Below are 25,481 nucleotides of genomic sequence, written 5' to 3' on the forward strand. Positions count from 1 at the left end.
CATGGATTTTTTTGATCTAAACTGAAGTTCTTTAAAAATTGAATGATGCAACGCTTTCGGGCACATATCGGAGAGAGCAAAAGATTCATAACGCCGGGAACTGTCGGACACTTTCAGGCAATATCTTCTACACCCTGATACAAGATTACATCGATCGCGATGCCACCATCTGAAACAACGTTTTCAAGCGTGAAGGCCAAATCAATGAAGAATATTTTTTCAGATGCAGTAGCATATAGCAGTTTTTGGTCGGGAAGCGTGCTCATTTCAATTAAGTTGACAGCTTATAATGGACAATTGATAATTTCAATCATTTAGAAGGCGCTAATCGGGGCGGCCAACCACAGCAATCGCCATTCCATCAAATTCTTTTACGCCAACCGTAGACAAAATAGTTGCAGTTACATTTTTGTTGTCCGCAAGCAATTGATTAAAACGCCTCACACCTTGTACACGTTCGTCAGTACTTTCAGGATCTAATATCTTTCCTTCGCGCACTACATTGTCACAAATAATCAAAGTGCCAGGTCTGGAGAGTTGTAAGGCATAGTTGAAGTATTCCGCATAAGGCGGTTTGTCGGCATCAATGAAAATGAGGTCGAATGGCTTTTCTCCATCGGTTATCATTTTTGGCAGGATATCCAGAGCCTTTCCCAAACGCATATCTACTTTGGAAAGTACACCCGCATTCGCGAGATTTTTTCGTGCTATGGCAGCATGTTTTTCTTCCGCTTCCAGCGTTACAACAATTCCGTTTTCTGGTAATGCACGCGCCAGCCAGATGGTACTGTAACCCGCAAAAGTACCCAGTTCCAGAACACGGGTTGCATTGACAGTTATGGCCATCACTTGCAGAAATTTTCCCTGACTAGCCGAAACGCTCATTTGTGGCAGGGTTTCATCGTCTATAGATTGAATTGTTTGCCGTAACGCATCGTCTTCCGGTGCCAGCAGATCACTTATGTAACGGTCAGTTTGAGCGAAAATGTTTTCATTCATTGGTTATAGATTTAAATGGTAATTGTATATGTATATGTTCCTTTGAAGATACTTAATTTGGCCATTGCAAACACACGTTGGAATCGGGTTGCGGAATGATCAGCATTTCGATTTTGCAATTTTTTTCAACGATTCGACTCTTTAACCAATTAACGTTTTAACCAATTAACGAGGTAACTTTGGAAAATGAAGCGCTCGGGTTCTGCGGATTTACCTTTACACTACGGTCTTGTTCCAAAATGGCTGGCTGATCGCATGGCCAAACTCGGCCTGGCGATCACGGAGGCAATCCTTACAGAGTATGGAAAAGAGGAAATGCTGCGCCGCCTGGCGGATCCGTTCTGGTTTCAGAGCCTGGGTGCTGTGCTGGGTATGGACTGGCATTCTTCCGGCATTACGACCTCCGTTATGTGGGCGCTGAAACGTTCTGTCAATCCGCATTCTAAATCCCTGGGTCTTTATTTCTGCGGAGGAAAGGGCAAGTTCTCCAAAGAAACACCGAATGAATTATTGAGAATCGCAAATCTTACGGGCTTGAATGGAAACGAGCTCGTTCGTTGCAGCAAGCTTAGTGCTAAGGTTGATAACACTGCTGTGCAAGATGGTTTTCAATTGTACATGCACAATTTTGTGGTAAGTGATACTGGCCAGTGGACCGTAATTCAGCAAGGCATGCATGAAACCCAAAGTACGGCCCGGCGTTATCACTGGCATTCCGCCGACGTAAAATCATTTGTAGAGGAACCCCATACCGGTGTATGCGGCGAAAATATGGGTAAGATACTTAACCTTACCGCCGCCGATGCAAATACAGCAAGAGCGGGTATCTTACAACTCACGCACGAAAATCCAAATCACATCATAGCTGAATGTGCACATCTTGTAATGCCTGCGCATCATGACGTACGCCAGGAAAACGTAAATCTGAAACGACTTGGGACAGTGCTCTGGCTGGCGCAGGAACAACAACCACAAAATTTCGAAGAGCTGCTTTCTTTGCAAGGCGTTGGTCCGCGTACGTTGCAATCTTTGACCTTAGTCAGCGAAGTGATTCATGGTAGTCCATCGCGATTTGAAGATCCGGCGCGGTTTTCATTTGCACATGGCGGGAAGGACGGGCATCCGTTTCCTGTTCCTACAAAAGTGTATGATGAGTGTATTCAGGCATTGCAAACCGCCGTGCAACGCGCTAAAATCGGTGAGACGGATAAAGCGCAGGCGATTAAAAAACTGCATGAAATTGCTGCCAATGCAGAAAAGAATTTTACGCCGAATGAACGTTTCAATGATCTCATCGAAAAAGAACGTGCCGACTCCTGGAAGTATGGCGGTAAAACAGTTTTTGGTGACGCAAAACCTCCGGATACGCAACTCAAATTATTTTAACCCCATCCCCTAAAGGGGGGCACAGATCGTGGCGCCGCATGATTAGTCGGGGTGATAAACACGGGTTAAACTTTTAGGTTTTGATTTTTGACTTTTGACTTTTGAAGATGCCAGGTGTTATTCCACCGTCATTGCTGCGGCTTTCATTTCCCGCACACGTTCTTCACCGAGATATCTTTCAATAGCACCTTCAATCAGGTAAATAAGCGGCGTCAACACAATCGCCATCGTAGCCTTGTAAGAATAATTTACCAATCCTACTGCGAGTACTCGTTGATAAGACCAGCCACGGCCCAGTTTGAAGGCAATAAACAATACAACAAAACTGTCTATCAGCTGAGATACAAGTGTAGAGCCAGTGGCGCGTAGCCATACTTTTTTCTCTCCGGTGATTTTTTTGATGCGATGAAACACCCAAACGTCGAGAATTTGACTAACAAGAAATGCTATCAAACTACCGAAGATGATCCACATCCCCTGGCCGAAAATACTACTGAATGCCGCCTGCATATCGGGTACGCCTTCGTTAGCCTGGCTGCCGATCCAGAAAGATTTTTCTGCAGGTACTTTAATGGCCAGGAAAAACATAATGAAGGCATAGCTGATTAATCCGACAGCGATATAAGAAATACGACGCACCGCTTTAGGACCATAATATTCGTTCACTACATCCGTCATAATAAATTCCAGAGGCCAGAGCAATACACCTGCAGTCAGCGTGTAGGTAAGGCCATCTTCTCCCAATAGCGAAAAAGGATGTTGTACCATGCCCAATGCTGCTTCCAGAGAGAACAGTTTACCACCGATACATTCTGCAATCAGCGCATTTGCTACAAAAAAACAAGCCATGAGCAGGAATACTTTCGTAGGCTTGTCTGCAAGGATTTTATGGATCATGGTGTAAAACTATCGCATTAGCGGACTAATGTCAACAAAAAACGCCGGCATTTGCCGGCGCTAATAAAATGATAAAGTCAGCTATTTCTTCTTTTTCTTAGGTGTGATTGTTACGAGTGGTACCGGAACCGTAGGAAACACAGGCTGGGCCGGATAAAGCATTTCATAACGTTCAATATTATTTTCCGGATATACGAGCGTTTCATCTTTCAGTATCTGAATACGTACTTTGCTCTTGTCTATATCTTTGATCAACGACGGTGTAGATACGCTGGTCGCCCATTTCTCGCCGGTCCAGTAAACATAGCTTTTACGGTGCGGATCATAAAACATATAGTAGTCGGGGAAATAAACATTGTCAGGTCCGTTTTCCCAGTCGGGCACCGGTTTTGAAAGGTCTACTTTTTTGGGCAACGATTCGGTGCTGGTTGTAGCCGTTTTGCTTTTCGTCACTTTTTTAGTGTGCGTTTGCGCCAGCGCCGGAACGGCAAACAGTGACAGTAGTCCGTATAAAATGATTTTTCCTGACATAGGGCATCCATTTTAATCCACCCATAAGTTAGTCAAAAAAGTACAGATAGTCAAAAGTTGTACGTTAAAGGTTTTAGGTTATAGGTTATACGTTCTGAGTTGTCAGTTTTAGTTTGTAAGTCATAAAATAGATAACAGGTTACAGCCTAAAACTTAGAAGTTAAAACTTACAACATAGCACTTAAAACGTAGCACTTACAACCTAAAACTTAAAACTATCTCTTGTGAATGAAAATCTGCGTGAAATAATAAGTACCGTCGCGGCTAACTGCAATGCCAATGCCTGTCAGGTTGTAGTTGCCCATAATATTCTTGCGGTGCCCTTTGCTATGCAGCCACATGTCTACAACTTCCTGCGCAGTTTCCGCCCCATACGCCACATTCTCAGCTGCGGCATCGGCCGGACTCAGCTGTTTGATGAGTTTATTGGTGCGTTCGTCAAAGCCGTCATGACCAAAAGGAATGCTTCCGTTCGCCATGTCTTTGCTGTGTCTCCAGGCGGCGTCCGAAATAGTGTTGTTCATCTTCATCGCCTGTAATCCATATTTGGCGCGGTATCTGTTGATGAGTGTGAGAATGTCGCCTTCCATATTGCCCTTGCCGGCTTTCGCTTCGTGACATAAAACAGGGAACAAAATCAGTAAAAACAAAAACGATAAAAGTGTGGTTCGCATTTCGTGCAGTTGGTTAAAATAGTACTGTAAAGGTAAAAATCATGCCATTTCAAAAATCCATCATTTGTTGAAACCTGCCTGTTTGCTATTCTTAGCGTATTTTGCACCGCAATGGAAATGCTTTGCCTTTCCCTGAATATCAGATACATTTTATGCCATATACATCGCTCGAATCTTGTTTGCTGGACCTTGAAAAAAACGGACATCTTGTAAGGGTAAAGGAAGAAGTAGACCCTTATCTGGAGATGGCGTCCATTCATCTTCGGTTGTATGCTGCGAAAGGGCCGGCAGTTTTGTTCGAAAACGTAAAAGGTTCGAAGTATCGCGCGGCGTCCAATATTTTCGGAACGCTAGAGCGCAGCAAATTTATTTTCAGGGAGACATTGGCTAATGTGCAGAAGATTGTGGAGCTGAAAAATGACCCAATGAAAGCATTGCGCCAGCCGTTTAAAAATATCGGTACTGCAATGGCTGCAATGAAAGCACTGCCGAAAAAAAATCCTTCCTCAAAACCGGTTCTGGCCGATGAAATCAAAATCACAGACCTGCCTTTAATTCAGCACTGGCCCATGGATGGCGGCGCATTTGTGACTTTGCCGCAGGTGTATACTGAAGATCCTGATAAGCCAGGTATTATGAATTCGAATCTAGGTATGTATCGTATTCAGCTGACTGGAAATGAGTATAAACTGAATGAAGAAATTGGGCTGCATTATCAGTTGCATCGAGGTATTGGCGTACATCAGACCAAAGCGAATCGCAAAGGACAGCCGCTGAAAGTAAGTTGTTTTGTCGGTGGTCCGCCGTCGCATACCCTTTCAGCAGTAATGCCATTGCCGGAAGGTTTGAGTGAAATGACTTTTGCCGGTTTACTTGGTGGACGCCGTTTCCACTATACTTATCAGGATGGGTTTGGTATTAGCACCGATGCAGATTTTGTCATCACGGGTGAAGTTTATCCAGGTGAAAACAAGCCAGAAGGGCCATTCGGTGATCACTTAGGTTACTATAGCCTTACGCATCCGTTTCCGCTCATGCGCGTGCACAAAGTTTATGCACGTAAAAATGCTATCTGGCCGTTTACAGTTGTGGGCCGTCCGCCGCAGGAAGATACCAGCTTTGGTGCCTTGATTCACGAAATCACTGGCGATGCTATCCCACAGGAAATTCCGGGACTGAGAGAAGTGCATGCCGTAGATGCTGCAGGCGTGCATCCGTTGTTGCTGGCAGTGGGCAGTGAACGTTATACGCCTTATTTAAAAACACAACAGCCGGCGGAGATATTGACTATTGCTAATCACGTTTTGGGCACCGGTCAGTTGAGTCTCGCGAAGTTTCTCTTCATAGCGGCCGATGATACCAATCAGCTCACAGCACACCTTGCACAGCCGTTTATGGAATATCTGCTGGAGCGCATCGATCTTACCCGCGATGTTCATTTCTATACAAATACAACTATCGATACGCTCGATTATTCCGGCACTGGATTGAACGCAGGCAGTAAAGTGGTCTTTGCTGCTTACGGGCCTAAATTGCGTGATCTGAGCCGCGATGTTCCGCAACTGCTTAAAGAGTTACAGTCGTTTGAAAACCCACAATTGGCCATGCCGGGTGTTATAGCGCTTCAAACCAAGTCATTTGTAGATTATGATACTGCGGCGAAAGAAATGGAATCGCTTCAGGCACAATTAAAAGATAAAACACCATTGCTGAATGGCGTGCCATTTATTGTTATCTGCGATGACAGCAGCTTTACTGCCGCAACGCTTAATAACTATCTCTGGGTGACGTACACGCGTTGCAATCCGTCTCATGATATATACGGTGTCAGTAGTTTCACCCGTCACAAGCATTGGGGCTGCGAAGGTCCATTGGTGATTGATGCCCGCATCAAACCGCATCATGCACCGCCACTGGTGTTGGATCCGGCAGTGGAGAAAAGGGTAGACCGTTTGTTCGCAAAAGGCGGAAGCCTTCACGGAATCGCTTAGAGAGTCAAATTTCAAAAGCCAAAATTTAAAAGTTAGTGCGCGGTTGTTGTTCGTGGCCGGTGCGTCTTTTATAAGGCGCACGTAAACGTTAAATCTGCGTTTCCGCAGGCGAATTGTCAACTATGCATTGTCCATTGTCGATTGAATCTTCGTAACTTTTAGTTCCTTTTTAAACGTTTAAAAAACATCTTTCAAATGGGAACTCATCTTTCAGGTAAAGTAGCTCTGGTAACCGGAGCTGGTTCTGGCATCGGCGAATCTTGCGCCTTATTGTATGCAGCCAAAGGAGCCAAAGTAATTGTGTCGGACGTGAATGAAAAAGGCGGTGCGGAAACCGTACAAAAAATCAAGGACAAAGGCGGCGATGCTACATTTGTAAAAGCGGATGTGGGCAAGCCAGAAGAATGCGAACAACTGGTAAAAAAGACAATTGACATTTATGGCCGTCTTGATATGGCTTGCAACAATGCCGGTATCGGCGGCGAGTCGCATCCTGTCGGCGACATGAGCGTGGAAGGGTGGAATAAAGTAATCTTAATTAACCTCAGCAGCGTATTTTATTGTATGCACTATCAGATTCCGGCGATGCTGAAAAATGGTGGTGGTGCTATTGTGAATATGGCTTCTATTCTGGGAGCAGTAGGTTTTAATAATTCTGCCGGTTACGTAGCTGCGAAACATGGCGTTGTTGGATTAACTCAAAATGCAGCATTGGAATATTCATCGCAAGGTGTTCGTGTAAATGCTGTTGGACCTGGTTTCATCAATACACCATTACTTGATGTGATGGACGAAGCCGCTAAAAATATGTTGATCAGCCTGCATCCGATCGGCCGGCTCGGTAAACCTGAAGAAGTAGCAGAATTGGTGGTGTTCCTGAGTTCTGATAAAGCTTCTTTCATTACGGGTGGCTATTATCCGATTGACGGTGCTTATCTCGCACGCTAGTTTGATAGGTTTTGTATAACAGCAAAAAGCGCAGTGAAAATTTCACCGCGCTTTTTGCTGTTATGTTGGCTGCTGAACCTTTTAAGCAATTAACGATTAAAAGAAGACATGCGAAATACAAATTAATCTATTTACCGCTAGAATTTACGCAATGTTTCGGCCTCCGTTTCCTTAAGTCTTGAATTTTTGGTCACTTTTGCTTCAAGGCAAAAGTGACACGAAACACTTCCCTAAGCCACATTTTGATCTCAATTGGTATTAACTACTGAATCTCCGACACACTCAAAAATCCAACCAACTTCCCTTTCTTCCAGTACTTCAAATCCGACTGATAGTTCTTTTGATTACGTTCGGTAATCTTTTTTGGATCAAAATCATTGAGATTTGGTTTGCCTGCATTTACCCAGGCGGTATACCAGAAATCCGCTGTTGTTTTTACCGCTAAGCGAAGTTGTCGTTCAATCAATCTATGCAAACGGTCATGATACGCTTTCGCAAATTCATGTGAATGGATTTGTTGCCCGTAGCGGTTCTTAAGGATTTGCCCGTTGGCATCTTTAGCATAGATTTTATCTGCAGGAAACGAATGTTCTGCTTCTTTCTCTGCTGACAATACACTGTCGAGCAACGCGTGACTGTGCAAAATAACTGACCAGATTTCTTTATTTGGGTCGGCTATAATTTGTGCTTCACCCGAATTAAAATTATATGCGCTGCCGAATTGTTCCGGAAGTTGTGATTCGAAAAATGAATGCACTCCTTTTTGACCCGTTAACTGGCCGTCATAATTTTCAGTCGTATGCAGCGGCTGCGTAGCATCGCCTATATAGTGCGCGAGATCAGCGGCGATGTAGAGGATTTCACTTTTGTTCTTTTCTTTGAACGCATTCGTGAGTCGTGTCATCATATCATTGATCTGCCAGGGCAGTGTTCCCGTTTTTCGCAGCAAGCTGTCGCCAAACAGGGCCGCTGCTTCTTTGTATGTATAAGGCCAATTGCCGGAAACCGGTGGAAAAGGTTCCATGTCGATAAAATGTTTACCACCTTCGCCTTTGTCGCCGTTGATGTATTTCCGTAAATCTGGAACAACTGCTTCTTCTGTAATAAAATCAATGTGATTGTAGAAAAACGGAATCATTTCTTTCGGTAGGGTAAACACCGCACCGTTATTGATATGCTGATGCCCCCAGGAGCCCCATGCAGAAGCTTTGGGTGTGTAGAGTGTTGCCGCCAGAGCGAGGGCCAAAAACAGTTTTTTCATAAGGAGCTTTGTCAAGATTTCACGCGAGGCCGCGTTTGAAGCAAAGCTAAATTATTTGCGATGGAAGGTTCCCGAACTGCAATTATTTCAATGTGATGTTTGGTAAACAGGTAATTCAACTTTTTTGAGCGTGCGTTCCTGTCGACAAACACGCGCGTTTCTAACACGTTTTAGGTTTTGACTTTTCAATTTAATGAAACCGCACATATCCGACTTTAATTCCTACCGTCACACCCGGACTAACATTCATGTCTTTTTCCTGAAATGGAGTGCCTGGCATTACATTGGTATTGCTCGTCTGCCAGTAGTCTACGGTGCGCGTTCTGAATTTTATGTTCGCCTGCAATCCTGCATAAATGTCAACGCAGAAATTACCGAGCATTTTTTTCATGCCTGCAATTGCCTGAGGAATCAGCATAATTGCGTTACCATCCTGGATGCGGTAATCGTATGGATATTCCGGAGAGTCTGTCGAATTGTGGTGGTTGTAGACTTTGGCATCGTCGTACCATTGATATTTAAAGCCCATGCCTGGAGAAAAATACATGAGCACGTGTTTGTACTCAGTCATTTTTCCGAAGGTATAGCCAATACGCGCCACCGGTCCCTGATATACGCCGAGGCTCACATCGTCGCTATAACCGTCGTTTTCGTTGCCGTGTTTTTTTGTGATGCCAAACTGATGTTTGCCGGGTGCGCCAAATGAGTTGTTGAAATGAAACTGGTAACCTACACTAATTTGCAGGCTATGAATTGTTTTTCCTTTCGTATGCAGGAAGCGCTCGTAACTAATGGTAGGCATGCCGAGCGTAGCTTTGGTAAGATCAAAAGCGTAATATTCTTTCGGAACAACAATCTGAGAAAAGCTTTCCAATGAAAAAGAAAGCACCAGGATGGCCAAAAGCCATTTCATACACTTGAATTATAATGGGAAAGTTAAATAATTTATATAAGAATTGATAATTGACATGGAAAAATGACAATTATTTGGGGTATGTCCCCGCAGAAAGTTCTCCACCTTTGGAGGAGCTAGAGGAGGTCTCTACTCGTGTTTGTCACCCCGAGGCAACGAGGGGTCCCACGAAATAGGAGCGTACTCGCGCAGAAAGTTCTCCACCTTTGGAGGAGCTAGAGGAGGCCCTTACTCGTGTTTGTCACCCCGAGGCAACGACGGGTCCCACGAAATAGGAGCGTACTCGCACAGAAAGTTCTCCTCCTTTGGATGAGCTAGAGAAAGCCTAAGGGTTGAGTATCATGATATAACTGGATATGGAAATCCCGCCAGGATTGATACCCGGTTTTCCTTCGGGAATAGCTTCATTCAACTTTTTGTAATAATCAACCCAGACAGGAAAAAAATCTTTCGAACCAATTGGTTTAAAAGTCATTGGCTCTAGTTGAAAGACCGGTTTTCCGTTATTTGCATATTGAAATGCATCATAGATCAGTTCGGAGCAATAGTATTTCCCGTTGTCATAGAGGAAATCATCATCATAAGGGATCCCTATTGATTTTAGCGAAAAACTAATGGCGCTGTCCACCAGATGGTGGTATTGCGGTTTCATTCTGCCGATAAAAATCTTGTGTTTCGTACGGCCTGTAAATTGTGCCAGTGGCGTCATACGTACATTATTGCCGATTGCTTCAATGATGAATGTAGTATCATCTTTTACATACACCAGCCCGATATGCGAAAAATGATTGCCGCCATAACTTTGCGTTACTTGTTCAATTGCATCACAAAGCGGGCCACAGTCGAGATCTTCAAATAGAAAATCTCCGTTTTGCAATTTTATGTTTGCGGGAATGGTCTGTGCCTTCGAGCCTATTTGTAATAGTAATGCGCAGGCAAGCGTCAATAAATATTTCATCAGTTTTTTAATAAAAAAGTCCTGCAAATTACTGCAGGACTTTCGTTGTATAAGGTAAAATCTCTCGCAACGTTCGCGACGACACAAAGGTTATTTAAATGGAGGCTTTGCGCCTTTGTAGTGAGACACTTCGACTACGCTCAGTGTGACAAGTTTTGCGTCTTGGCCTCTTATGCGTCTTTGCGGGAAATCTCTATTCTTGCATCATTGATTCAATGACTGCAGCAATGCTTTCTGCATTTGGTTTCGAAAAATAATCACCATCGGTTGCATAAGCAGGACGGTGAGCTTGCGAAGTAATGGTACGCGGAGCCACATCTAACCAACGGTAGCCGCCTTGTTTTTCCATCACTTGCTGGAACATATAAGCGCTGGCACCACCTGGTACGTCTTCATCTACGAAAACAATACGGTTGGTTTTCTTCAGGCTTTCTACGATCATATGATTTACGTCGAACGGCAATAATGTACGCACATCAATCACTTCACAGCTGATGCCTTGAGGTTCCAGATAGTTTACAATTGCTTCCTCGATCACACGCAGGGTAGAACCGTAAGAAACAATAGTGATGTCAGCACCTTCGCGGATTACTTCAGGAATACCGAACGGAACGCTGAAGTCAAACAGGTTTGCCGGTACTTGTTCTTTCAGGCGGTAGCCATTCAGACATTCGATCACGATACCTGGTTCATCGCTGCGGAGCAACGTATTGTACATACCTGCAGCCTGCGTCATGTTACGCGGTACACAGAGATACATACCACGAATGCTATTGATGATCATGCCGATTGGAGAACCGCTGTGCCAGATACCTTCGAGGCGGTGCCCTCGAGTACGCACAATGATCGGACATTTCTGACCGCCGCGAGTACGGTATTGCAGCGTAGCCACATCATCGCTGAGTGGTTGCAGCCCGTAAAGCAGGTAATCGAGATATTGAATTTCTGTAATCGGACGAAGGCCACGCATCGCCATACCAAGACCTTGACCAATGATGGTTGCTTCGCGGATACCTACGTCGAAAATACGGGCTTCGCCATATTTTTCCTGCAGGCCTGCAAAACCCTGGTTTACGTCGCCGATCTTGCCGAGGTCCTCACCAAAAGCGAGTACGGCCGGATTTGTAGCGAATGTATGATCAAAGAACTTATTAAGGATTTCGTAACCATTCAGCATTTGCGGTTCCGCATCATACTGAGGAGCTACTTCGGCTATTTTCATAGCACATTGTTTGCTCTCGGAATGCAGGTGTGAGCTGAATTTGTCGAAGTTTTCCGCTGCAAGATTCTGATAGAAATTACGCAGATTACGAATTGCATCGCTGCTGCTGTTGCCTGCAAAGCTTAGCACTTTGCCGACACTTTGCATTACGTCTTTGCGAATTGGTTCTTTAATATTGTTTAGTTGCTGAATGAGCGCTGCGATCGTTTGTGCATGTTCACCACCTTCAAAAACAACCTGGTTGCACAGTGTTGTTGCTTGCGCAATCTGTTCTTTGATTGGTGCGATAAATGCATCCCAGGCGCGTTGTTTAGAAGCGCGTGCTTCTTCTTTCGCTGTTTCTTCCAGTGCGGTCAGTTCTTCTTCGTTGGCAATTGCATTTTCAACGATAAACTCACGCATTTTCTTAATACAGTCAAATTCTTTTTCCCATTCCAGGCGGTCCTTATCCTTGTAGCGTTCGTGTGAACCTGAAGTAGAGTGGCCTTGTGGCTGTGTTACTTCCTGTACGTGGAAGATCGCAGGGATATGCGTGGCGCGCGTACGGGCAATACCTTCCTGGAAGGTCTGTACCATACCGGCGTAATCCCAGCCTTTTACGGTGTAGATATTGATACCGCCATTTTTCTCGTCCCACTGCATACCTGCCAGTGCTTCGGAAATGGAGTTTTTAGTTGTCTGATATTTACGCGGTACGGAGATACCATAACCATCATCCCAGATGAAGATCGCGAGTGGTACCTGTGATACGCCTGCTGCATTCACTGTTTCCCAAAAATGACCTTCTGAAGTAGAAGCATCACCGATGGTACAGAATACAACTTCATTACCGTTGTTGGTAAATTTTTCGAAACCGGTTTTCAGTTCTGCCACATTGCGATAGCTTTTTGAAGCCTGCGCCAGACCGAAAGCACGCAGCATCTGCGCAGCTGTCGGAGAGATATCGCTGGATGACTGAGGTGTTTGCATCAGGTCTTTCCAATCGCCGTTATCATCGAGCCAACGGGTGCCATAGTGGCCGTTCATCATACGACCGGCTGTAGATGGCTCATTTTCAAGCGATGGATTGGCATATAACTGAGAGAAGAATTTTTCGATATCACTCATGCCGGTTGCAAACATCAAAGTCTGATCGCGGTAATAACCAGAGCGTATATCACCAGGCTGCATGCACTTGGCCGCCGCAATTTGCGCCAGCTCTTTACCATCGCCGAAAATGCCGAATTTGGCCTTCCCTGTCAGCACCTCGCGACGGCCTATCAGGCTGGCTTCGCGGCTGGCAATAGCTAAATGGTAGTCATGAAGTACTTCTTTTCTGAATTCTTCGAATGATAAACGGTCTCTGTCTGAGGTAGATACTTGCTGCAACATAATTATTTCGCTCGTATTCGATTAGACGCAAAGGTAACGCCTTCGGGGCACAAGACATAACACCGGCGGCAAAAAGTCAAAATGCAAAAAGCCTAAAGCGGGCCCGCGTTTCTTTTGGGATAGCTATTACTTCTTTAAGCCTTAAGCATTGGGCGTTAAGCTTTGAGCTTTTTAAGATGGAAAAGCCGGAGTAAAGACTCCGGCTCTGTTCTGACAAACCTCCAAAAACAAAAACAAGGTCTAATATTGCTCCACTAAATATTTAATAATGTCTGTTGTTGTGACGATTCCTTTCAATTCACCATTGTCGACCACTGGCAGTGCATGAAATTCTTTCTCTGTAAGCAATTGGGCTACGTCTCTGATCGTCATATCTGAGCGCACCGTCTCAGGGCGGCTGGCCATCACCTGTTCAATTCGCAACATGTCAAACATCGCTTCATCGGCATTTTCCTGATTTTCAAATAGACTACCAAAACTCAAACGCATGATATCTGTGCGACTGATAATGCCGATCAGTTTCTGATTTTCGATTACTGGAATATGACGGATCTTATGATCGGAAAGAATATGCTTGACGTCTCGGAGTGAATTTTCGCGGGTTACCGTTGTGAGGTCCGTAGTCATAATATGCGAAATCAGTTCTCTTTTTTTCATGTCATATTGGTTTTGCGATGAACGATACCGCAAATTGCCGCTTTACAGCAAGGGAAAACATGACAGAAAACAGGATTGCTTGTGATTTAAATCGTGAAAATCGCTGTGGATATTTGAACTATTAAGTTTTTTGGTTTTCGTTTTTTGACTTTACACTTTAGAATTTAGTTTTGCCGCATGTTCCGATCCTTATTACTGACTGCTTTGCTTCCTTTTTGTTTTTCTAAAAAAGCCCCGGATATCGCCGGTGTTTATCGCCTGGCAAAAGGCAACACAACATTTGATGACGGTTCGGGCTGGAAATATTTACGCGGAGCAGTAGTGATTGAAAAAATTGACGCGCATTCGTTCCGCTATTTCGGAGCTGTAACGCCCAAAGGTTCCAGGACGGTTACCAGAAAAGGTATTTATGAATACATAGATGGCGCTTACGTTTCGGAGTCGCCGGCGGGTGAGCAATTGGCGCCAGGTATCGAAATGACGGTTACAGCGGATACTTTATTCCTGATCGATAAAGCCGATAACGCAGTAGATTCGCTTGTTTGGGTAAGAATTCCGGATGGAAAGATTACCAACGAATGGTTGCAGAAGGGCGTGGATCAGAGTCGTGAGGAATATCGGACGTTGGGTGGCCGATAAGGACGCTGTATGACAAACCAGCAGAGAATATCAAGAAGTCAGCGATCAGGAAATCAGATATTAGGCGTCATTCTGGTTTCTTCAATGGCCTCTTCCCAGGCTTCATAGTCTAGCACAGAAAAGCGTACTTCCTGGTATTGAAGATAAGTAACAGACAAAACACTGTTATCGACCAACTGCGATTTACGCTCTATTTTATTGATGGTGTCGAGATCTATATTGATGGCAGGATCGTGGGCCGTATCATTTCCCCAAAGCAGACGCAGGGTAGTAAGCACTAATTTTCCAGAATACTGTTCGCCATTATCATCAAGGCGTGTGGCTGGTTCATTTTTTACGATTCTTTCATCTTGCTGCAGAGGTAGCTGGAATATTTTTTTCATGACAGTGAGGTTTAAAAAAATTAGTCCGCTTTAGTGAATACTAAGTTACGGAAAATCGATCATAACACTCAAAGCCTGGCGCCGGGAGCTTTTGCTTCTGCAGGTGTGATTTCCTGTGCGCGTATGTTCTCGGTTTTACACTTTCAGATTTTAGATTTTAGATTTTGAATTAGTCCAGCCCTCCTTTCTCCTTTACAAAGCCCGGAGACATCGATGGTTTAATGAGACGGAACATCTGTAATACTACTGAGAGGCAGATTAATCCCATTCCTATAAAGAAGCCCGGATGCAGTTGGTTGTTTTCATGGAAGAAAATAAACGCCAGAATGATGCCATACACCGGTTCCAGATTTACAGACAACGTTACCGTAAATGAACTCAGTTTTTTCAACGCGCTCAATGCTAATGATTGCGCCCACACGGTACAACAAAGACTTAAAAGGACTAGCCAGATCCAGTCTCCGTTCGTTGGTAATAGCTGAAGACTCATTCCTACGCGGTCCGGTGATACCAGATATTTTTCCAAACCCATTGCCAGCATTACGCCGATTGCAATTGAAATAAGTCCCCAGCCGCTGAGCATTTCCCAAAATACCATGGTGCGCGAAGGATATTTGCTTGCAATGCCTTTATTGAGCACGGTAAAAACCGAACTAAGAATCGCGGCGATTACGCCCAGCACAATGCCTGTAGCATAAAATACCTGAAACGAATAGATCAGATAGACGCCGACAAGTGCCAGTGTGCCCAGCGCCATTTCCTTAAGATCATACTTGCCTTTGTTGACCAGCGGATCGAGAAGGGATGTGAATACGCTCGCGGTAGACAAGCACACCAACGCTATCGATACATTGGCAAACTTAATCGCTGCATAAAATGCTACCCAGTGTAAACCGATCAGGCAACCCACAACTATTAGCTGCAGCATATCGCGTGTTGAAATCTTCACCCATTGCTTTCTGTAAAAAAGAATAACCGCCATGAAAACGGCTGTGAGCAACATTCTATACCAAACCAAAACAGGAGCATCCAGTGTGATCTGCCGTCCGAGCACTCCGGTAAATCCCCAGAGCAGCACCGCAGCGTGCATTTGTAGCAGTGATTTCTTCATTTCAAAAGCAAAATTAATCAAAAGCTGACAGCGCAAAGCCCAAAGCTGAAAGCTTGTTCGCATTGTACGGTACTACACAGATTGCACGGAAGCTGAAAATGCAAAAAAGCCGGACAATGTCCGGCTTGTATTTATTAACCAAATAAGAATCTTATAACGCTTAAAGCGGAGGGCTCAAAGCAAAAGCTTGCTCGTGTTGGGAGTTCTCCTCGTTTGGAGGAGCTAGAGTAGGCCCCTAGTCTCTCAGTACGCTGCGGCTGATAACGATTTTTTGTACTTCGCTGGTACCTTCGTAGATCTGAGTGATTTTCGCATCGCGCATCAGACGTTCTACGTGGAATTCTTTTACGTAACCGTAACCGCCGTGTACCTGCACCGCTTCGTTCGTAACCCACTGAGCGATTTCTGAAGCGTACAGTTTAGCCATTGCAGCAGCACGCTCGAAATCTTCGTGCTGATCTTTCAGCCATGCAGCTTTCAGACACAACAGGCGTGCACCTTCGATAGCAGTAGCCATATCAGCCAGTTTGAAAGCAACAGCCTGGTGGTTCATGATTTCAGTACCAAAAGCTTTACGCTCTTTAGAATATTTCAGTGCCAGTTCGTAAGCACCGCTTGCAATACCCAGCGCCTGAGAAGCGATACCGATACGGCCGCCAGCCAGTGTTTTCATCGCAAATTTGAAACCGAAACCATCTTCACCGATACGGTTTGCTTTTGGAACTTTCACATCCTGGAACATGATGCTGTGTGTATCGCTACCGCGGATACCCATTTTATTTTCTTTAGCACCTACAGTTACACCAGGCCAGTCTTTATGAACGATCAGCGCATTAATGCCGCGGTGACCTTTTTCAGGGTAAGTCTGCGCAATTACCAGATAGTAAGAAGCAGAGCTACCGTTTGTGATCCAGTTTTTTGTACCGTTGAGCAGGTAGTAATCACCCATATCTTCGGCAGTAGTGCGTTGTGATGTAGCATCAGAACCAGCTTCTGGTTCACTCAGCAGAAACGCACCAATTGCCTGGCCAGAAGCGAGTTCTGTCAGGTATTTTTGTTTTTGTTCTTCGTTGCCGTAAGTTTCCAGACCCCAGCAAACCAGAGAGTTGTTTACGCTCATACATACTGAAACAGAAGCATCGATTTTAGAAATTTCTTCCATTGCCAGTACATAAGATACCGCGTCCATGCCGGAACCGCCATATTTAGGGTCTACCATCATACCCATGAAACCGAGTTCACCGAGTTTCTTGATTTGTTCTGCAGGAAACTTCTGATGTTCGTCGCGCTCGATAACGCCTGGCAATAATTCGTTTTTGGCAAAATCACGGGCAGCGGCCTGCACGGCTAACTGCTCTTCTGAAAGTTGGAAATTCATATTAATAATATGGAATTACGGTAAAAAATGACGGTGCAAACGTACGGCTTAAATTTTGAAAGCCAAAGCCCGTTTTAAGTTAATAGGTTAATATGTTAAAAGGTTGATACGTTGTCGTTTAGCTAGAAGCTGCCAGCTAATACTTAACGCTGTCCTGATTTCTATTGTTTTTGATTTTTGGTTTAGCGGGAAAAGCTTTGAGGTTTCAGCTTTTTCTTTCCTGTGTTTAAACCTTTTCGCCGGGCACCCGTCTTAGGTTCGCTTTTTGCTATAGTGGGTACATCAAGGATCGTACATAATTGTTATGAAAAACGGCAAGCCCATGCCGGTTAAAGAAATTTAAGGGCTGAGTTTTTATCTATCACCATGCGCTGCTAGTTAATTTAAAATAAGCCGGAGCAACTCTTTGCTGTACGGCTTTTTTATTTTTATCGCCCTGGCTTTATGGAATTCCTGAATTTTCACATCTTTACGGCAAGAATTGTCATTTGCCGCAATCAGCCAGATATACCGACCTTTCAGATGAAGAATTGCTGAATGTTTTCCGCCAGAGCGGGGACAATCAATTGCTCGGCATTTTACTGCAACGGTACACTTTACTATTGCTTGGCGTGGGCATGAAATATCTCAAGGATAAAGATGCCGCTCAGGATGCAGTACAACAGGTTTTTCTCAAAGCAATCACGCATCTGCCACAAGGGCCCATTCAGAATTTTAAAGGCTGGCTGTATATCCTAATGCGCAATCATTGTTTGCAGTTGCTGCGCGATAAATCTTACAAACTTCCGGAAGAGACACTGGCGAACATTCCTGCAAATGGCGATGGATTAGAAGAAGTAAAATGGCAGGAATATACTTTAGACCAGATGAACGCTGCTTTGGCTGAATTGCCCGAAGATCAGCAACAATGCGTAGTTTTATTTTACCTCAAAAAAATGAGTTACCAGCAGATAACGGATCATACCGGATTTAATTTTGCGCAGGTAAAAAGCTATATTCAAAACGGTAAACGAAACCTGAAAATTAATTTACTCAAGAAATTAGGGAAATCTTAAATGAGCGGCCTGCAGGACATATGGCAAAATAACGATCCGCACGGACTTTCACAGGAAAAGCTGATGGCTTACCTGGAAGGAAAATTGTCGGATGAAGAAAGGCATGAAGTGGAAGCATGGCTGGCCAACGAGGGTATGGAAGCAGATGCACTGGAAGGACTCATGGATATTCCTGCTGAAGAAACGCAGGAATCCGTCAATCGCCTTAATTTTCAGTTAAGACAACAGCTAATCCAAAAACGGGAACGTCGCAAACGTTATATCCGTGAAACGCCGTGGAGCTGGGTTGCCATTGGTGTTATTCTGATCCTTGCTGCGCTTGCATTCTGGATAATTCATCTCAGCTTAAAGCACAAAACCTAAGGCATAAAGCTGCGTTCTTTGATAGTCATAGTTTTGAGCTTTCGGCGTTAGGCTTTAAGCGTTTCGAGGTCCCAGCTCAATCACCTCACAATTTTTCATGTCTTTTCCGTCGATTACAAAACGGATCAATGTGCGTACTTTATGCCAGCCTTGTTTTCCCGCAGCACCCGGATTCATATGGAGGCATTTCAGTTTTTCATCGTACATCACTTTGAGAATATGCGAATGGCCACAAATAAATAGCTGCGGCGGATTAGCAATCAATTGCGGACGAATGGCTGGTGCATATTTTCCGGGATAACCGCCAATATGCGTCATCATCACATTGACTTCCTCGCATTTAAAACGGATCGTTTCCGGATAAACCGCTCTGATTTCCGGGCCGTCTATATTTCCGTACACACCTTTAAATGGTTTGAATGCCGCGAGCTGTTCTGCAATTTCAAGGGTGCCGAAATCTCCCGCATGCCAGATCTCATCGCAGTTTTCAAAGTGTTTAAAAACCGCATCGTCGAGATAGCTGTGCGTGTCGGAGATTAATCCAATTTTAGTCATAAACCCCTAACCCCTAAAGGGGAATTTTTGTGTTTTATAAATATTGTGAAACGTCCCCTTCGACTACGCTCAAAGGGTGACATGAATAGTCAATATGGAGAAACCTTAAGAAGGTAACGACGATTTACCCCTTTGACCAATTAACTATTTAACCGGCGCTAGCCTGAATTTTCATCACCACTTTCTTCACCAATTCCGGTTCGTTCACACAAATCTCAGGCATATGAATATCGGTCGGGTAGAAGATGATAAACATACCTGCGGAAAGATTGAGGAAGTTTAGATTTTCTGGTTGGTAAAGTAGTAAATCCTGCTCATCGCTGTAGGGCATTAATGGCTTTTGCTCGAGTAACGGAGCCCAGCCGAAACGTTCTTTTCCCGAAACCATAAATTGTATGTCGATGTATTTACGGTGCGTTTCGGGTTCACAGGCGTCATATGGTTTTGTCGTGAATTCATTTACAATCGCAAAAATATTATCACCGTCCACATCGTATTTGCCGGGAGTCATTGCGGTAAAATCCGTTTGTTGTAAATATTCCATAGCCTGTGCCAGACGATCGCCCAAACCGGCGTAGCGCATAATATCCTGCAAATGACCCGTAACCATAAATTGATACCTTTTTAGATCGTAAAAGTAATAAAAACGCGCTTTGGTTGTCAGTGTTAACTAATTGAGAATAGCCGCAATGTGTTGGTAGTAGCGGTTTTTTTACCTAATTTAAGGAATAGAAATTTTCACCGTTATGAATACTATACTAGTGGCCACCAATTTTTCCGCCACTTCCCGCAACGCGCTCCACTATATTTCTGAATTAATGAAGGACCAGGAGGATGTTTCCATTACACTGCTGCACACGTATTTGATTCCGATCACTTATACTGGAGAAGGTGTGGCGCTGACAGCCGTTAAGGATGCACTCGTAGATGTGGAAGAGAAGATGAATGATGAAGCGGAATGGTTGCAGGAAAATTATCCGCAATTTAAAGCCAATACTAAAATATTGGTAGGCGATCTGCAGGATGGCATTGAAACCATTCTTGATGACAACGATAATATCACCCTGATAGTAATGGGTGCTCCGGGCGAATATTCAGAACTAACCGGCTGGGACAAAGATGTGCTGAATGTACTCATTGAATTGCCTGTGCCGGTACTTACAGTTCCTGCGCATATTTCTTATCAGCCGATCAGGAATATTGCGTTCGCTGCCGACTTCCGTTCTAAGATTGAACATGTGCCGCAAAACGGCGTAGCACGTATGAAAGAAGTGACGGGCGCACATCTGCATATTGTGAATGTTGTTGCAGATCCGACTCAGGAAAATGAACATTGGCGTGCCGGTAAAATCCGATTACAGGAAATTTTCGGAGAAAATGATGTGACTTATCATGTAATGCGCGAGCCGAAGATTGTGGATTGTATCATTCACTTTGTGGAAGAAAATAAAATTGACTGTTTGTTTGTAATGCCTGGTCGTCATGGGTTCTGGTATAATCTTTTCCATAAAAGCCATACCAAACAACTGGCCAAACTGAATAAGCTGCCAATTATTGCATTGCACGGACTTTAAATTAAAAAGGCAAAAGGCAAAACCTCAAAGCTGAACGCCTAAAGCTGAAAGCATCTCGTGTGTTGTCATGGTGAGCGGAGTCGAACCATGCATAGCTGATTTTCTGATGGCGGATTTCTGATTTGTGAGTTGTGAATGCCCCCGCAAACTGCCATTTCTCGTTAAAGAAATGGCAGTTTTTAGTTCGCCAATTTTTATTTTATAAAAATGCCATAAGCAGCGGCTTCTTTTGTTCCGTTTGTCAGGGGAAATGGTACTGCGTTTTTCCAGTATTTTGCGATGTTGCCTTCAATTCCGGCAACATAAACATCTCCGTTCCACAATGCGATGCCATAGGCACCTGCATTCTGTGAACCGTCTGTAAGTTCAATAGCGGCACCGTTTTTCCAGTATTTTGCAATGTTATTTAGGTCCTTTTTTTCGAAGCCTGTTACATATACATCTTTGCCAGATGCCAGGATAGATGTAGTGTAGGCATTGTTTGTACTGTCTGTAAGTATCACGGGAACGCCGTTTTTCCAATATCTGGCTATCTCATGACCATTGTACCGCTCTGAGCCGGAAATGTACACGTCATTGCCCGATACATAAATTGATTCTGCTGCGGTATGATTTGTCCCATCTGAGAGTTCAAAAGGAATTCCGTTTTTCCAATACTTCGCAATCCATACTCCCGCAGCATTTGCTTCAAATCCAGACACATATACGTCGCCATTTGAAACATAGACATTGTATGCATTTGACATCTTTGAACCGTCGGTTATTTTGGCCGGTATGCCATTTTTATAGCAGGTGACGATCATCGTTTTGTCCCCGTATTCAGTCACCAGTGCATAAACATCATGTCCGGATACGAACATAGAAATGACTGCAGCATCTTTTGTATCGTCGGAAAGTGTTACCGCCGTTCCGTTTTTCCAATATTTCGCAACGTAATAAGGGCCATCCAGCTGAGAGCCGCCTATATAAACATCGGTGTCTGCAACGTACATGCAATTTGCGCTGGCAAATTTTCCACTAGTTGAAACATGCGTGGGTGCGCCGTTTTTCCAATAAGTAGCCGCTTCCAGTACATTGACATTATTTGTGCTGATATCCTCATATCCTACGACATAGATTGTGGGTGGCTGGGCCGGTTGTTTATCACCTTTTTTGCAGGCAGAAAACAGGATGGTGGCAAGGACGGCAAATTGCAGCAACCGGAGCGTTTTTTTCATTTGTAAGGTTTAAGGAATAATAGAAATTATAGACTCGAATCTAAATAATTAGTCGGGAAAACACACAGTTATCGAGCGGGAATGTCTTGGTTTAAGCGTTTGTGGACAAACTTAAATATGCAAAGAAAATCAGACAAAAAACTGACAATAAAATCCAACGATTTTCACTTTCCTGAATGTCTATTATTAACCACTCCTAAAACCCGTATTCCTAACCGGACCCACACTCCTCCTGTCACTTTTCGGAAGCAAGCTTAAAATGTCACACGATATGCGTATTACTTTTTTGGCTTGAACGGCTATTGGCCCTTCACCATTTTTAATTTGAGATTGAATATTTGTGATTTGCGATCATGCCCTGTCCCGGAACTAATTGCCAATTAAAGATGTTGACCAGCGGATCCTATCAAAAGAAGCCGTCCCTACAATGCTGTGGGGACGGCTTTGTTATATATGGGACGCCACCGAAGGCGGCTTGGAAAGTGGCTTTCCGGGCATCAATACGGTAAATACCAGTATAACTGGCCGCAGCTAGTATAATATGCGCATTACTCGTAACTTTGCGACACTTAAAATCAATAAAAAACAAAATTCAACTTCATAAAAATGCATAACGGATATTTCTCTTTCGCAGAGCCGAAGAATGAACCGGTACTGAATTATGCACCAGGTAGTGCTGAACGTAAAGCATTGCAGGCTGCCATCGCTGAGGCAAAAAGCCAACAACGCGATATTCCGATGTATATCAACAATCAGGAAGTACGCAGTGGTGAAAAAATGGAAATCCGTCCGCCGCATGAGACTGCTCATTTGCTCGGACATTTCCACGTAGGTACTGAAACTCATGTGAAAGACGCGATTAAAGCAGCGTTGGAAGCTCGTGAAGCATGGGCTGCAACCAGCTGGGAACACCGTGCCAATGTATTCCTGAAAGCAGCAGAATTGCTGGCGGGTAAATACCGTTGGAAAATGAACGCGGCAACAATGCTGGGTCAAAGTAAAAACGCTTACCAGGCTGAGATTGACAGTGCTTGTGAACTGATCGACTTCCTGCGTTTTAATGTTCATTACCTCACTGAAATCTACAAACAACAACCTTTGTCCTCACCGGGCGTTCATAACCGCCTCGAATACCGTCCGCTGGAAGGTTTCGTACTGGCAATCACTCCATTTAACTTTACAGCAATCGGCGGTAACCTGCCTACAGCACCGGCAATGTGCGGTAACGTTGTGGTTTGGAAACCAGCCAATACACAGGTTTATTCTGCAAGTGTATTTATGGAAATCCTGATTGAAGCAGGTTTGCCGGCTGGTGTTATCAACCTGGTTTATCCTCCGGGAGCTGTGATCGGTGATGTTTCTATGGCGCACCCTGATTTTGCAGGTGTACACTTCACAGGTTCTACAGGCGTATTCCAGACAATCTGGAAAACAATTGGTACTAATCTGCCGACTTACAAATCTTTCCCTCGTATTGTAGGTGAAACAGGCGGTAAAGACTTCGTATTCGTTCACCCGACTGCTCAGGTTGATGCTGTAGTAGCTGGTCTGGCGCGTGGTGCGTTCGAATATCAAGGTCAGAAATGTTCTGCTGCAAGCCGCGCTTATCTGCCTTCAAATATCGCTGCAGAAATCAAAGACAAACTGATTGCTGAACTGAAAACCATGAAAATGGGTATCGTGGATGATTTCACCAATTTCATCAACGCGGTGATCGACGAACGTTCTTTCGATAAACTGGCGAAATATATTGACAACGTTGCGAACAGTAATGGTAAAGCAAAAATCATCACCGGTGGTAAATACGATAAATCAAAAGGCTGGTATATTGAGCCTACGATCATCGAAACAAACGATCCTTCTTACGTAACAATGTGTGAAGAACTGTTTGGCCCGGTATTGACTATCTATACTTACGAAGCAGACAAATGGGAAGAAACACTGACTGTTGTTGATCAGACTTCTCCATATGCGCTGACTGGTGCGATCTTCTCTCAAGACCGTCATACAATTGAAACTATGACCAAGAAACTGGTAAATGCTGCCGGTAACTTCTACATCAATGATAAGCCAACTGGTGCTGTTGTTGGTCAACAGCCATTTGGTGGCGCGCGTGCTTCTGGTACCAATGATAAAGCAGGTTCTGCATTGAACCTCTACCGTTGGTTGAGCGCTCGTACTATTAAGGAAACACAGGTTCCGGTTACAAACTACCGTTACCCGTTCCATCAGGCGGATTAATTTCTGTTAAAAGGTTAACTGGTTAAAAAAGTTAACTCTTCCATATTTGAAAAGCACGTCTTTAAAAGGCGTGCTTTTTATTTCGACTTATAATAGAGGAAGCTACCGGTGAATGCTTGAGTATATAACAATATCAATTGAAGCTCAAAAAACGGCATTAAAAATTTCGGCTAAATCAATTTTACAGTAGTGTTTTCTGTCACTTTTGCCTTGAAGCAAAAGTAACCAAAAGTTCAAGGCTTAAGGAAACTACGGCTAAAATGAAAAGGCATTTCGCTGCAATTATTAAAGCTTACTATGCTGCTTTATACCCCTTCTTGGCCAATCTATAACTGATCTGTGTTGCTCCCTTCACCATCATAATTGCGGACGCTGTATGCATTTCATTTTTTAACGCCTACGTTTCCTTAGGCCGGAGGTGTTCCGTAAATCCATCTTTACACAATTAACCGTGCCGTTTTTTGATCGTTAATTGGGATTAACATGTCATTCCGAATGAGAGCGCTCACGAGATCGGAGTGAGGAGCGCCGGGAGTTCTTCTTCCTTTGGGGAGCCAGCGTAGGTAAATAAATAAAGAGCGGTTTCTAAACAGAAGCCGCTCTATTCATTTTTCAATGAACCATTTAACCAAAAACCATGAAAACCAATCGCAGCTGCGATCACCAAAAACTTAAAGATTCTTTCTCCTTTGTTTGAATCTCTGATACAAAATTCCGTCGAATAGCGTTTTTTTTATAGGCCAATCAGGCGGAAAAATGATCCAAAAGGACATTTCGATCGTTGATTTCTGATTTTTTGATCGCTGATTTTTGATCGATGTAACGGGTAATATTTGAAGGGGATTAATAGGTTGATATTTAATTGTTTGGAGAAATCGCATAACTAGTACGTACTATTTGATGAACTCGACCGTATTTGTTGGGCAAATAGTACGTACTATTTGCCCAACAAATACGGTCGAGTTTGGGGGAAGGTTTATAAGGTTGTTGTGCTAGTCTTAGAAAGTCTTTTCAGGAATAATCTGGCGAGATTTATTTCTATCTTTTAATCATGAAATTTACCCTGTATTTCCTGGCAGCATTTTTCCTTTCCTTTTCGGCGAATGCCCAGATTGAAACCCATCATTTGTCGCTAATGGATTCAATGAAGAACATTT

24 protein-coding genes are annotated in these 25,481 nt (G+C 43.9%); 8 read left to right on the top strand and 16 right to left on the bottom strand.

The window, feature by feature from the left end:
* Positions 1 to 113: 113 nt before the first annotated feature.
* Both DN068_RS22020 and DN068_RS01690 read right to left on the bottom strand, forming a co-directional pair.
* Positions 114 to 266, bottom strand: a complete 153-nt coding sequence (locus tag DN068_RS22020) for a hypothetical protein (RefSeq protein WP_165836250.1) — start codon at positions 264 to 266, stop codon at positions 114 to 116.
* Positions 267 to 324: 58 nt separating this feature from the next.
* The gene (locus DN068_RS01690; RefSeq protein ID WP_110997141.1) at positions 325 to 999 is read right to left on the bottom strand and encodes an O-methyltransferase; all 675 of its coding nucleotides are present in this window, start codon (positions 997 to 999) and stop codon (positions 325 to 327) included.
* 186 nt (positions 1,000 to 1,185) lie between these two features.
* Here DN068_RS01690 and DN068_RS01695 point away from each other — a divergent pair, with 186 nt between their 5' ends.
* On the top strand, positions 1,186 to 2,385 hold the full coding sequence (locus DN068_RS01695; RefSeq protein ID WP_110997142.1) for a DUF763 domain-containing protein: 1,200 nt from the start codon (positions 1,186 to 1,188) through the stop codon (positions 2,383 to 2,385).
* A 117-nt stretch (positions 2,386 to 2,502) separates the two neighbouring features.
* Here the strand turns inward: DN068_RS01695 and DN068_RS01700 are convergent, their stop codons facing one another.
* The 3 genes from DN068_RS01700 to DN068_RS01710 all read right to left on the bottom strand — a co-directional run bounded on the left by DN068_RS01700 (position 2,503) and on the right by DN068_RS01710 (position 4,487).
* Entirely contained in the window at positions 2,503 to 3,282 is a 780-nt protein-coding gene (locus DN068_RS01700; protein WP_110997143.1) for a queuosine precursor transporter, read from the bottom strand.
* Positions 3,283 to 3,363: 81 nt separating this feature from the next.
* Positions 3,364 to 3,813, bottom strand: a complete 450-nt coding sequence (locus DN068_RS01705) for a hypothetical protein (protein WP_110997144.1) — start codon at positions 3,811 to 3,813, stop codon at positions 3,364 to 3,366.
* Between the two features lie 215 nt (positions 3,814 to 4,028).
* Positions 4,029 to 4,487 (bottom strand): CAP domain-containing protein, encoded by a 459-nt coding sequence (locus DN068_RS01710; protein ID WP_110997145.1) that lies wholly within the window; start codon positions 4,485 to 4,487, stop codon positions 4,029 to 4,031.
* Between the two features lie 152 nt (positions 4,488 to 4,639).
* On the opposite strand from DN068_RS01710, the gene DN068_RS01715 reads away from it, so the two are divergent.
* Together DN068_RS01715 and fabG are read left to right on the top strand one after the other, a co-directional pair.
* Positions 4,640 to 6,478, top strand: a complete 1,839-nt coding sequence (locus DN068_RS01715) for a UbiD family decarboxylase (RefSeq protein ID WP_110997146.1) — start codon at positions 4,640 to 4,642, stop codon at positions 6,476 to 6,478.
* A gap of 195 nt (positions 6,479 to 6,673) precedes the next feature.
* Entirely contained in the window at positions 6,674 to 7,426 is a 753-nt protein-coding gene (gene fabG / locus DN068_RS01720) for a 3-oxoacyl-ACP reductase FabG (RefSeq protein ID WP_110997147.1), read from the top strand.
* Between the two features lie 262 nt (positions 7,427 to 7,688).
* Here the strand turns inward: fabG and DN068_RS01725 are convergent, their stop codons facing one another.
* The 5 genes from DN068_RS01725 to DN068_RS01745 form a co-directional block, all read right to left on the bottom strand.
* A complete protein-coding gene (locus DN068_RS01725; protein WP_123985199.1) occupies positions 7,689 to 8,687 on the bottom strand; it encodes a zinc dependent phospholipase C family protein in 999 nt (332 codons plus the stop codon).
* 190 nt (positions 8,688 to 8,877) lie between these two features.
* Positions 8,878 to 9,600: a hypothetical protein gene (locus DN068_RS01730; protein ID WP_110997149.1), complete on the bottom strand. Its 723-nt coding sequence runs from the start codon at positions 9,598 to 9,600 to the stop codon at positions 8,878 to 8,880.
* Between the two features lie 325 nt (positions 9,601 to 9,925).
* Positions 9,926 to 10,558 carry a YiiX/YebB-like N1pC/P60 family cysteine hydrolase gene (locus DN068_RS01735; protein WP_110997150.1) on the bottom strand — a complete coding sequence of 211 codons (633 nt, stop codon included), beginning with the start codon at positions 10,556 to 10,558 and terminating at the stop codon, positions 9,926 to 9,928.
* 193 nt (positions 10,559 to 10,751) lie between these two features.
* A complete protein-coding gene (locus DN068_RS01740) occupies positions 10,752 to 13,151 on the bottom strand; it encodes an alpha-ketoacid dehydrogenase subunit alpha/beta (protein WP_110997151.1) in 2,400 nt (799 codons plus the stop codon).
* 240 nt (positions 13,152 to 13,391) lie between these two features.
* Positions 13,392 to 13,808, bottom strand: a complete 417-nt coding sequence (locus tag DN068_RS01745) for a CBS domain-containing protein (protein ID WP_110997152.1) — start codon at positions 13,806 to 13,808, stop codon at positions 13,392 to 13,394.
* 177 nt (positions 13,809 to 13,985) lie between these two features.
* On the opposite strand from DN068_RS01745, the gene DN068_RS01750 reads away from it, so the two are divergent.
* A complete protein-coding gene (locus DN068_RS01750) occupies positions 13,986 to 14,447 on the top strand; it encodes a hypothetical protein (protein ID WP_110997153.1) in 462 nt (153 codons plus the stop codon).
* Positions 14,448 to 14,500: 53 nt separating this feature from the next.
* On the opposite strand, the gene DN068_RS01755 is transcribed toward DN068_RS01750, so the two are convergent.
* The 3 genes from DN068_RS01755 to DN068_RS01765 all read right to left on the bottom strand — a co-directional run bounded on the left by DN068_RS01755 (position 14,501) and on the right by DN068_RS01765 (position 17,319).
* Positions 14,501 to 14,830, bottom strand: a complete 330-nt coding sequence (locus DN068_RS01755; RefSeq protein WP_110997154.1) for a PH domain-containing protein — start codon at positions 14,828 to 14,830, stop codon at positions 14,501 to 14,503.
* A gap of 169 nt (positions 14,831 to 14,999) precedes the next feature.
* Positions 15,000 to 15,941 carry a DMT family transporter gene (locus tag DN068_RS01760; protein WP_165836251.1) on the bottom strand — a complete coding sequence of 314 codons (942 nt, stop codon included), beginning with the start codon at positions 15,939 to 15,941 and terminating at the stop codon, positions 15,000 to 15,002.
* Positions 15,942 to 16,176: 235 nt separating this feature from the next.
* Positions 16,177 to 17,319, bottom strand: a complete 1,143-nt coding sequence (locus tag DN068_RS01765; RefSeq protein ID WP_110997156.1) for an acyl-CoA dehydrogenase — start codon at positions 17,317 to 17,319, stop codon at positions 16,177 to 16,179.
* A 488-nt stretch (positions 17,320 to 17,807) separates the two neighbouring features.
* Here DN068_RS01765 and DN068_RS01770 point away from each other — a divergent pair, with 488 nt between their 5' ends.
* Positions 17,808 to 18,374, top strand: coding sequence for an RNA polymerase sigma factor (locus DN068_RS01770; RefSeq protein ID WP_110997157.1), 567 nt, complete (start codon positions 17,808 to 17,810; stop codon positions 18,372 to 18,374).
* Positions 18,375 to 18,737 carry a zf-HC2 domain-containing protein gene (locus DN068_RS01775; protein ID WP_110997158.1) on the top strand — a complete coding sequence of 121 codons (363 nt, stop codon included), beginning with the start codon at positions 18,375 to 18,377 and terminating at the stop codon, positions 18,735 to 18,737.
* Between the two features lie 54 nt (positions 18,738 to 18,791).
* Here the strand turns inward: DN068_RS01775 and DN068_RS01780 are convergent, their stop codons facing one another.
* Positions 18,792 to 19,292: a metallophosphoesterase family protein gene (locus tag DN068_RS01780; RefSeq protein WP_110997159.1), complete on the bottom strand. Its 501-nt coding sequence runs from the start codon at positions 19,290 to 19,292 to the stop codon at positions 18,792 to 18,794.
* Positions 19,293 to 19,440: 148 nt separating this feature from the next.
* Entirely contained in the window at positions 19,441 to 19,902 is a 462-nt protein-coding gene (locus tag DN068_RS01785; protein WP_110997160.1) for a YhcH/YjgK/YiaL family protein, read from the bottom strand.
* Positions 19,903 to 20,038: 136 nt separating this feature from the next.
* On the opposite strand from DN068_RS01785, the gene DN068_RS01790 reads away from it, so the two are divergent.
* Positions 20,039 to 20,866, top strand: a complete 828-nt coding sequence (locus DN068_RS01790) for a universal stress protein (protein ID WP_110997161.1) — start codon at positions 20,039 to 20,041, stop codon at positions 20,864 to 20,866.
* 194 nt (positions 20,867 to 21,060) lie between these two features.
* Here the strand turns inward: DN068_RS01790 and DN068_RS01795 are convergent, their stop codons facing one another.
* Positions 21,061 to 22,083, bottom strand: a complete 1,023-nt coding sequence (locus tag DN068_RS01795) for a hypothetical protein (RefSeq protein ID WP_110997162.1) — start codon at positions 22,081 to 22,083, stop codon at positions 21,061 to 21,063.
* Between the two features lie 606 nt (positions 22,084 to 22,689).
* Between DN068_RS01795 and pruA the strand changes: the two genes are divergently transcribed.
* Positions 22,690 to 24,324 carry an L-glutamate gamma-semialdehyde dehydrogenase gene (pruA, locus tag DN068_RS01800; protein ID WP_110997163.1) on the top strand — a complete coding sequence of 545 codons (1,635 nt, stop codon included), beginning with the start codon at positions 22,690 to 22,692 and terminating at the stop codon, positions 24,322 to 24,324.
* Positions 24,325 to 25,481 lie beyond the last annotated feature (1,157 nt).

Source organism: Taibaiella soli, from assembly GCF_003236175.1.
Classification (GTDB): domain Bacteria; phylum Bacteroidota; class Bacteroidia; order Chitinophagales; family Chitinophagaceae; genus QKTW01.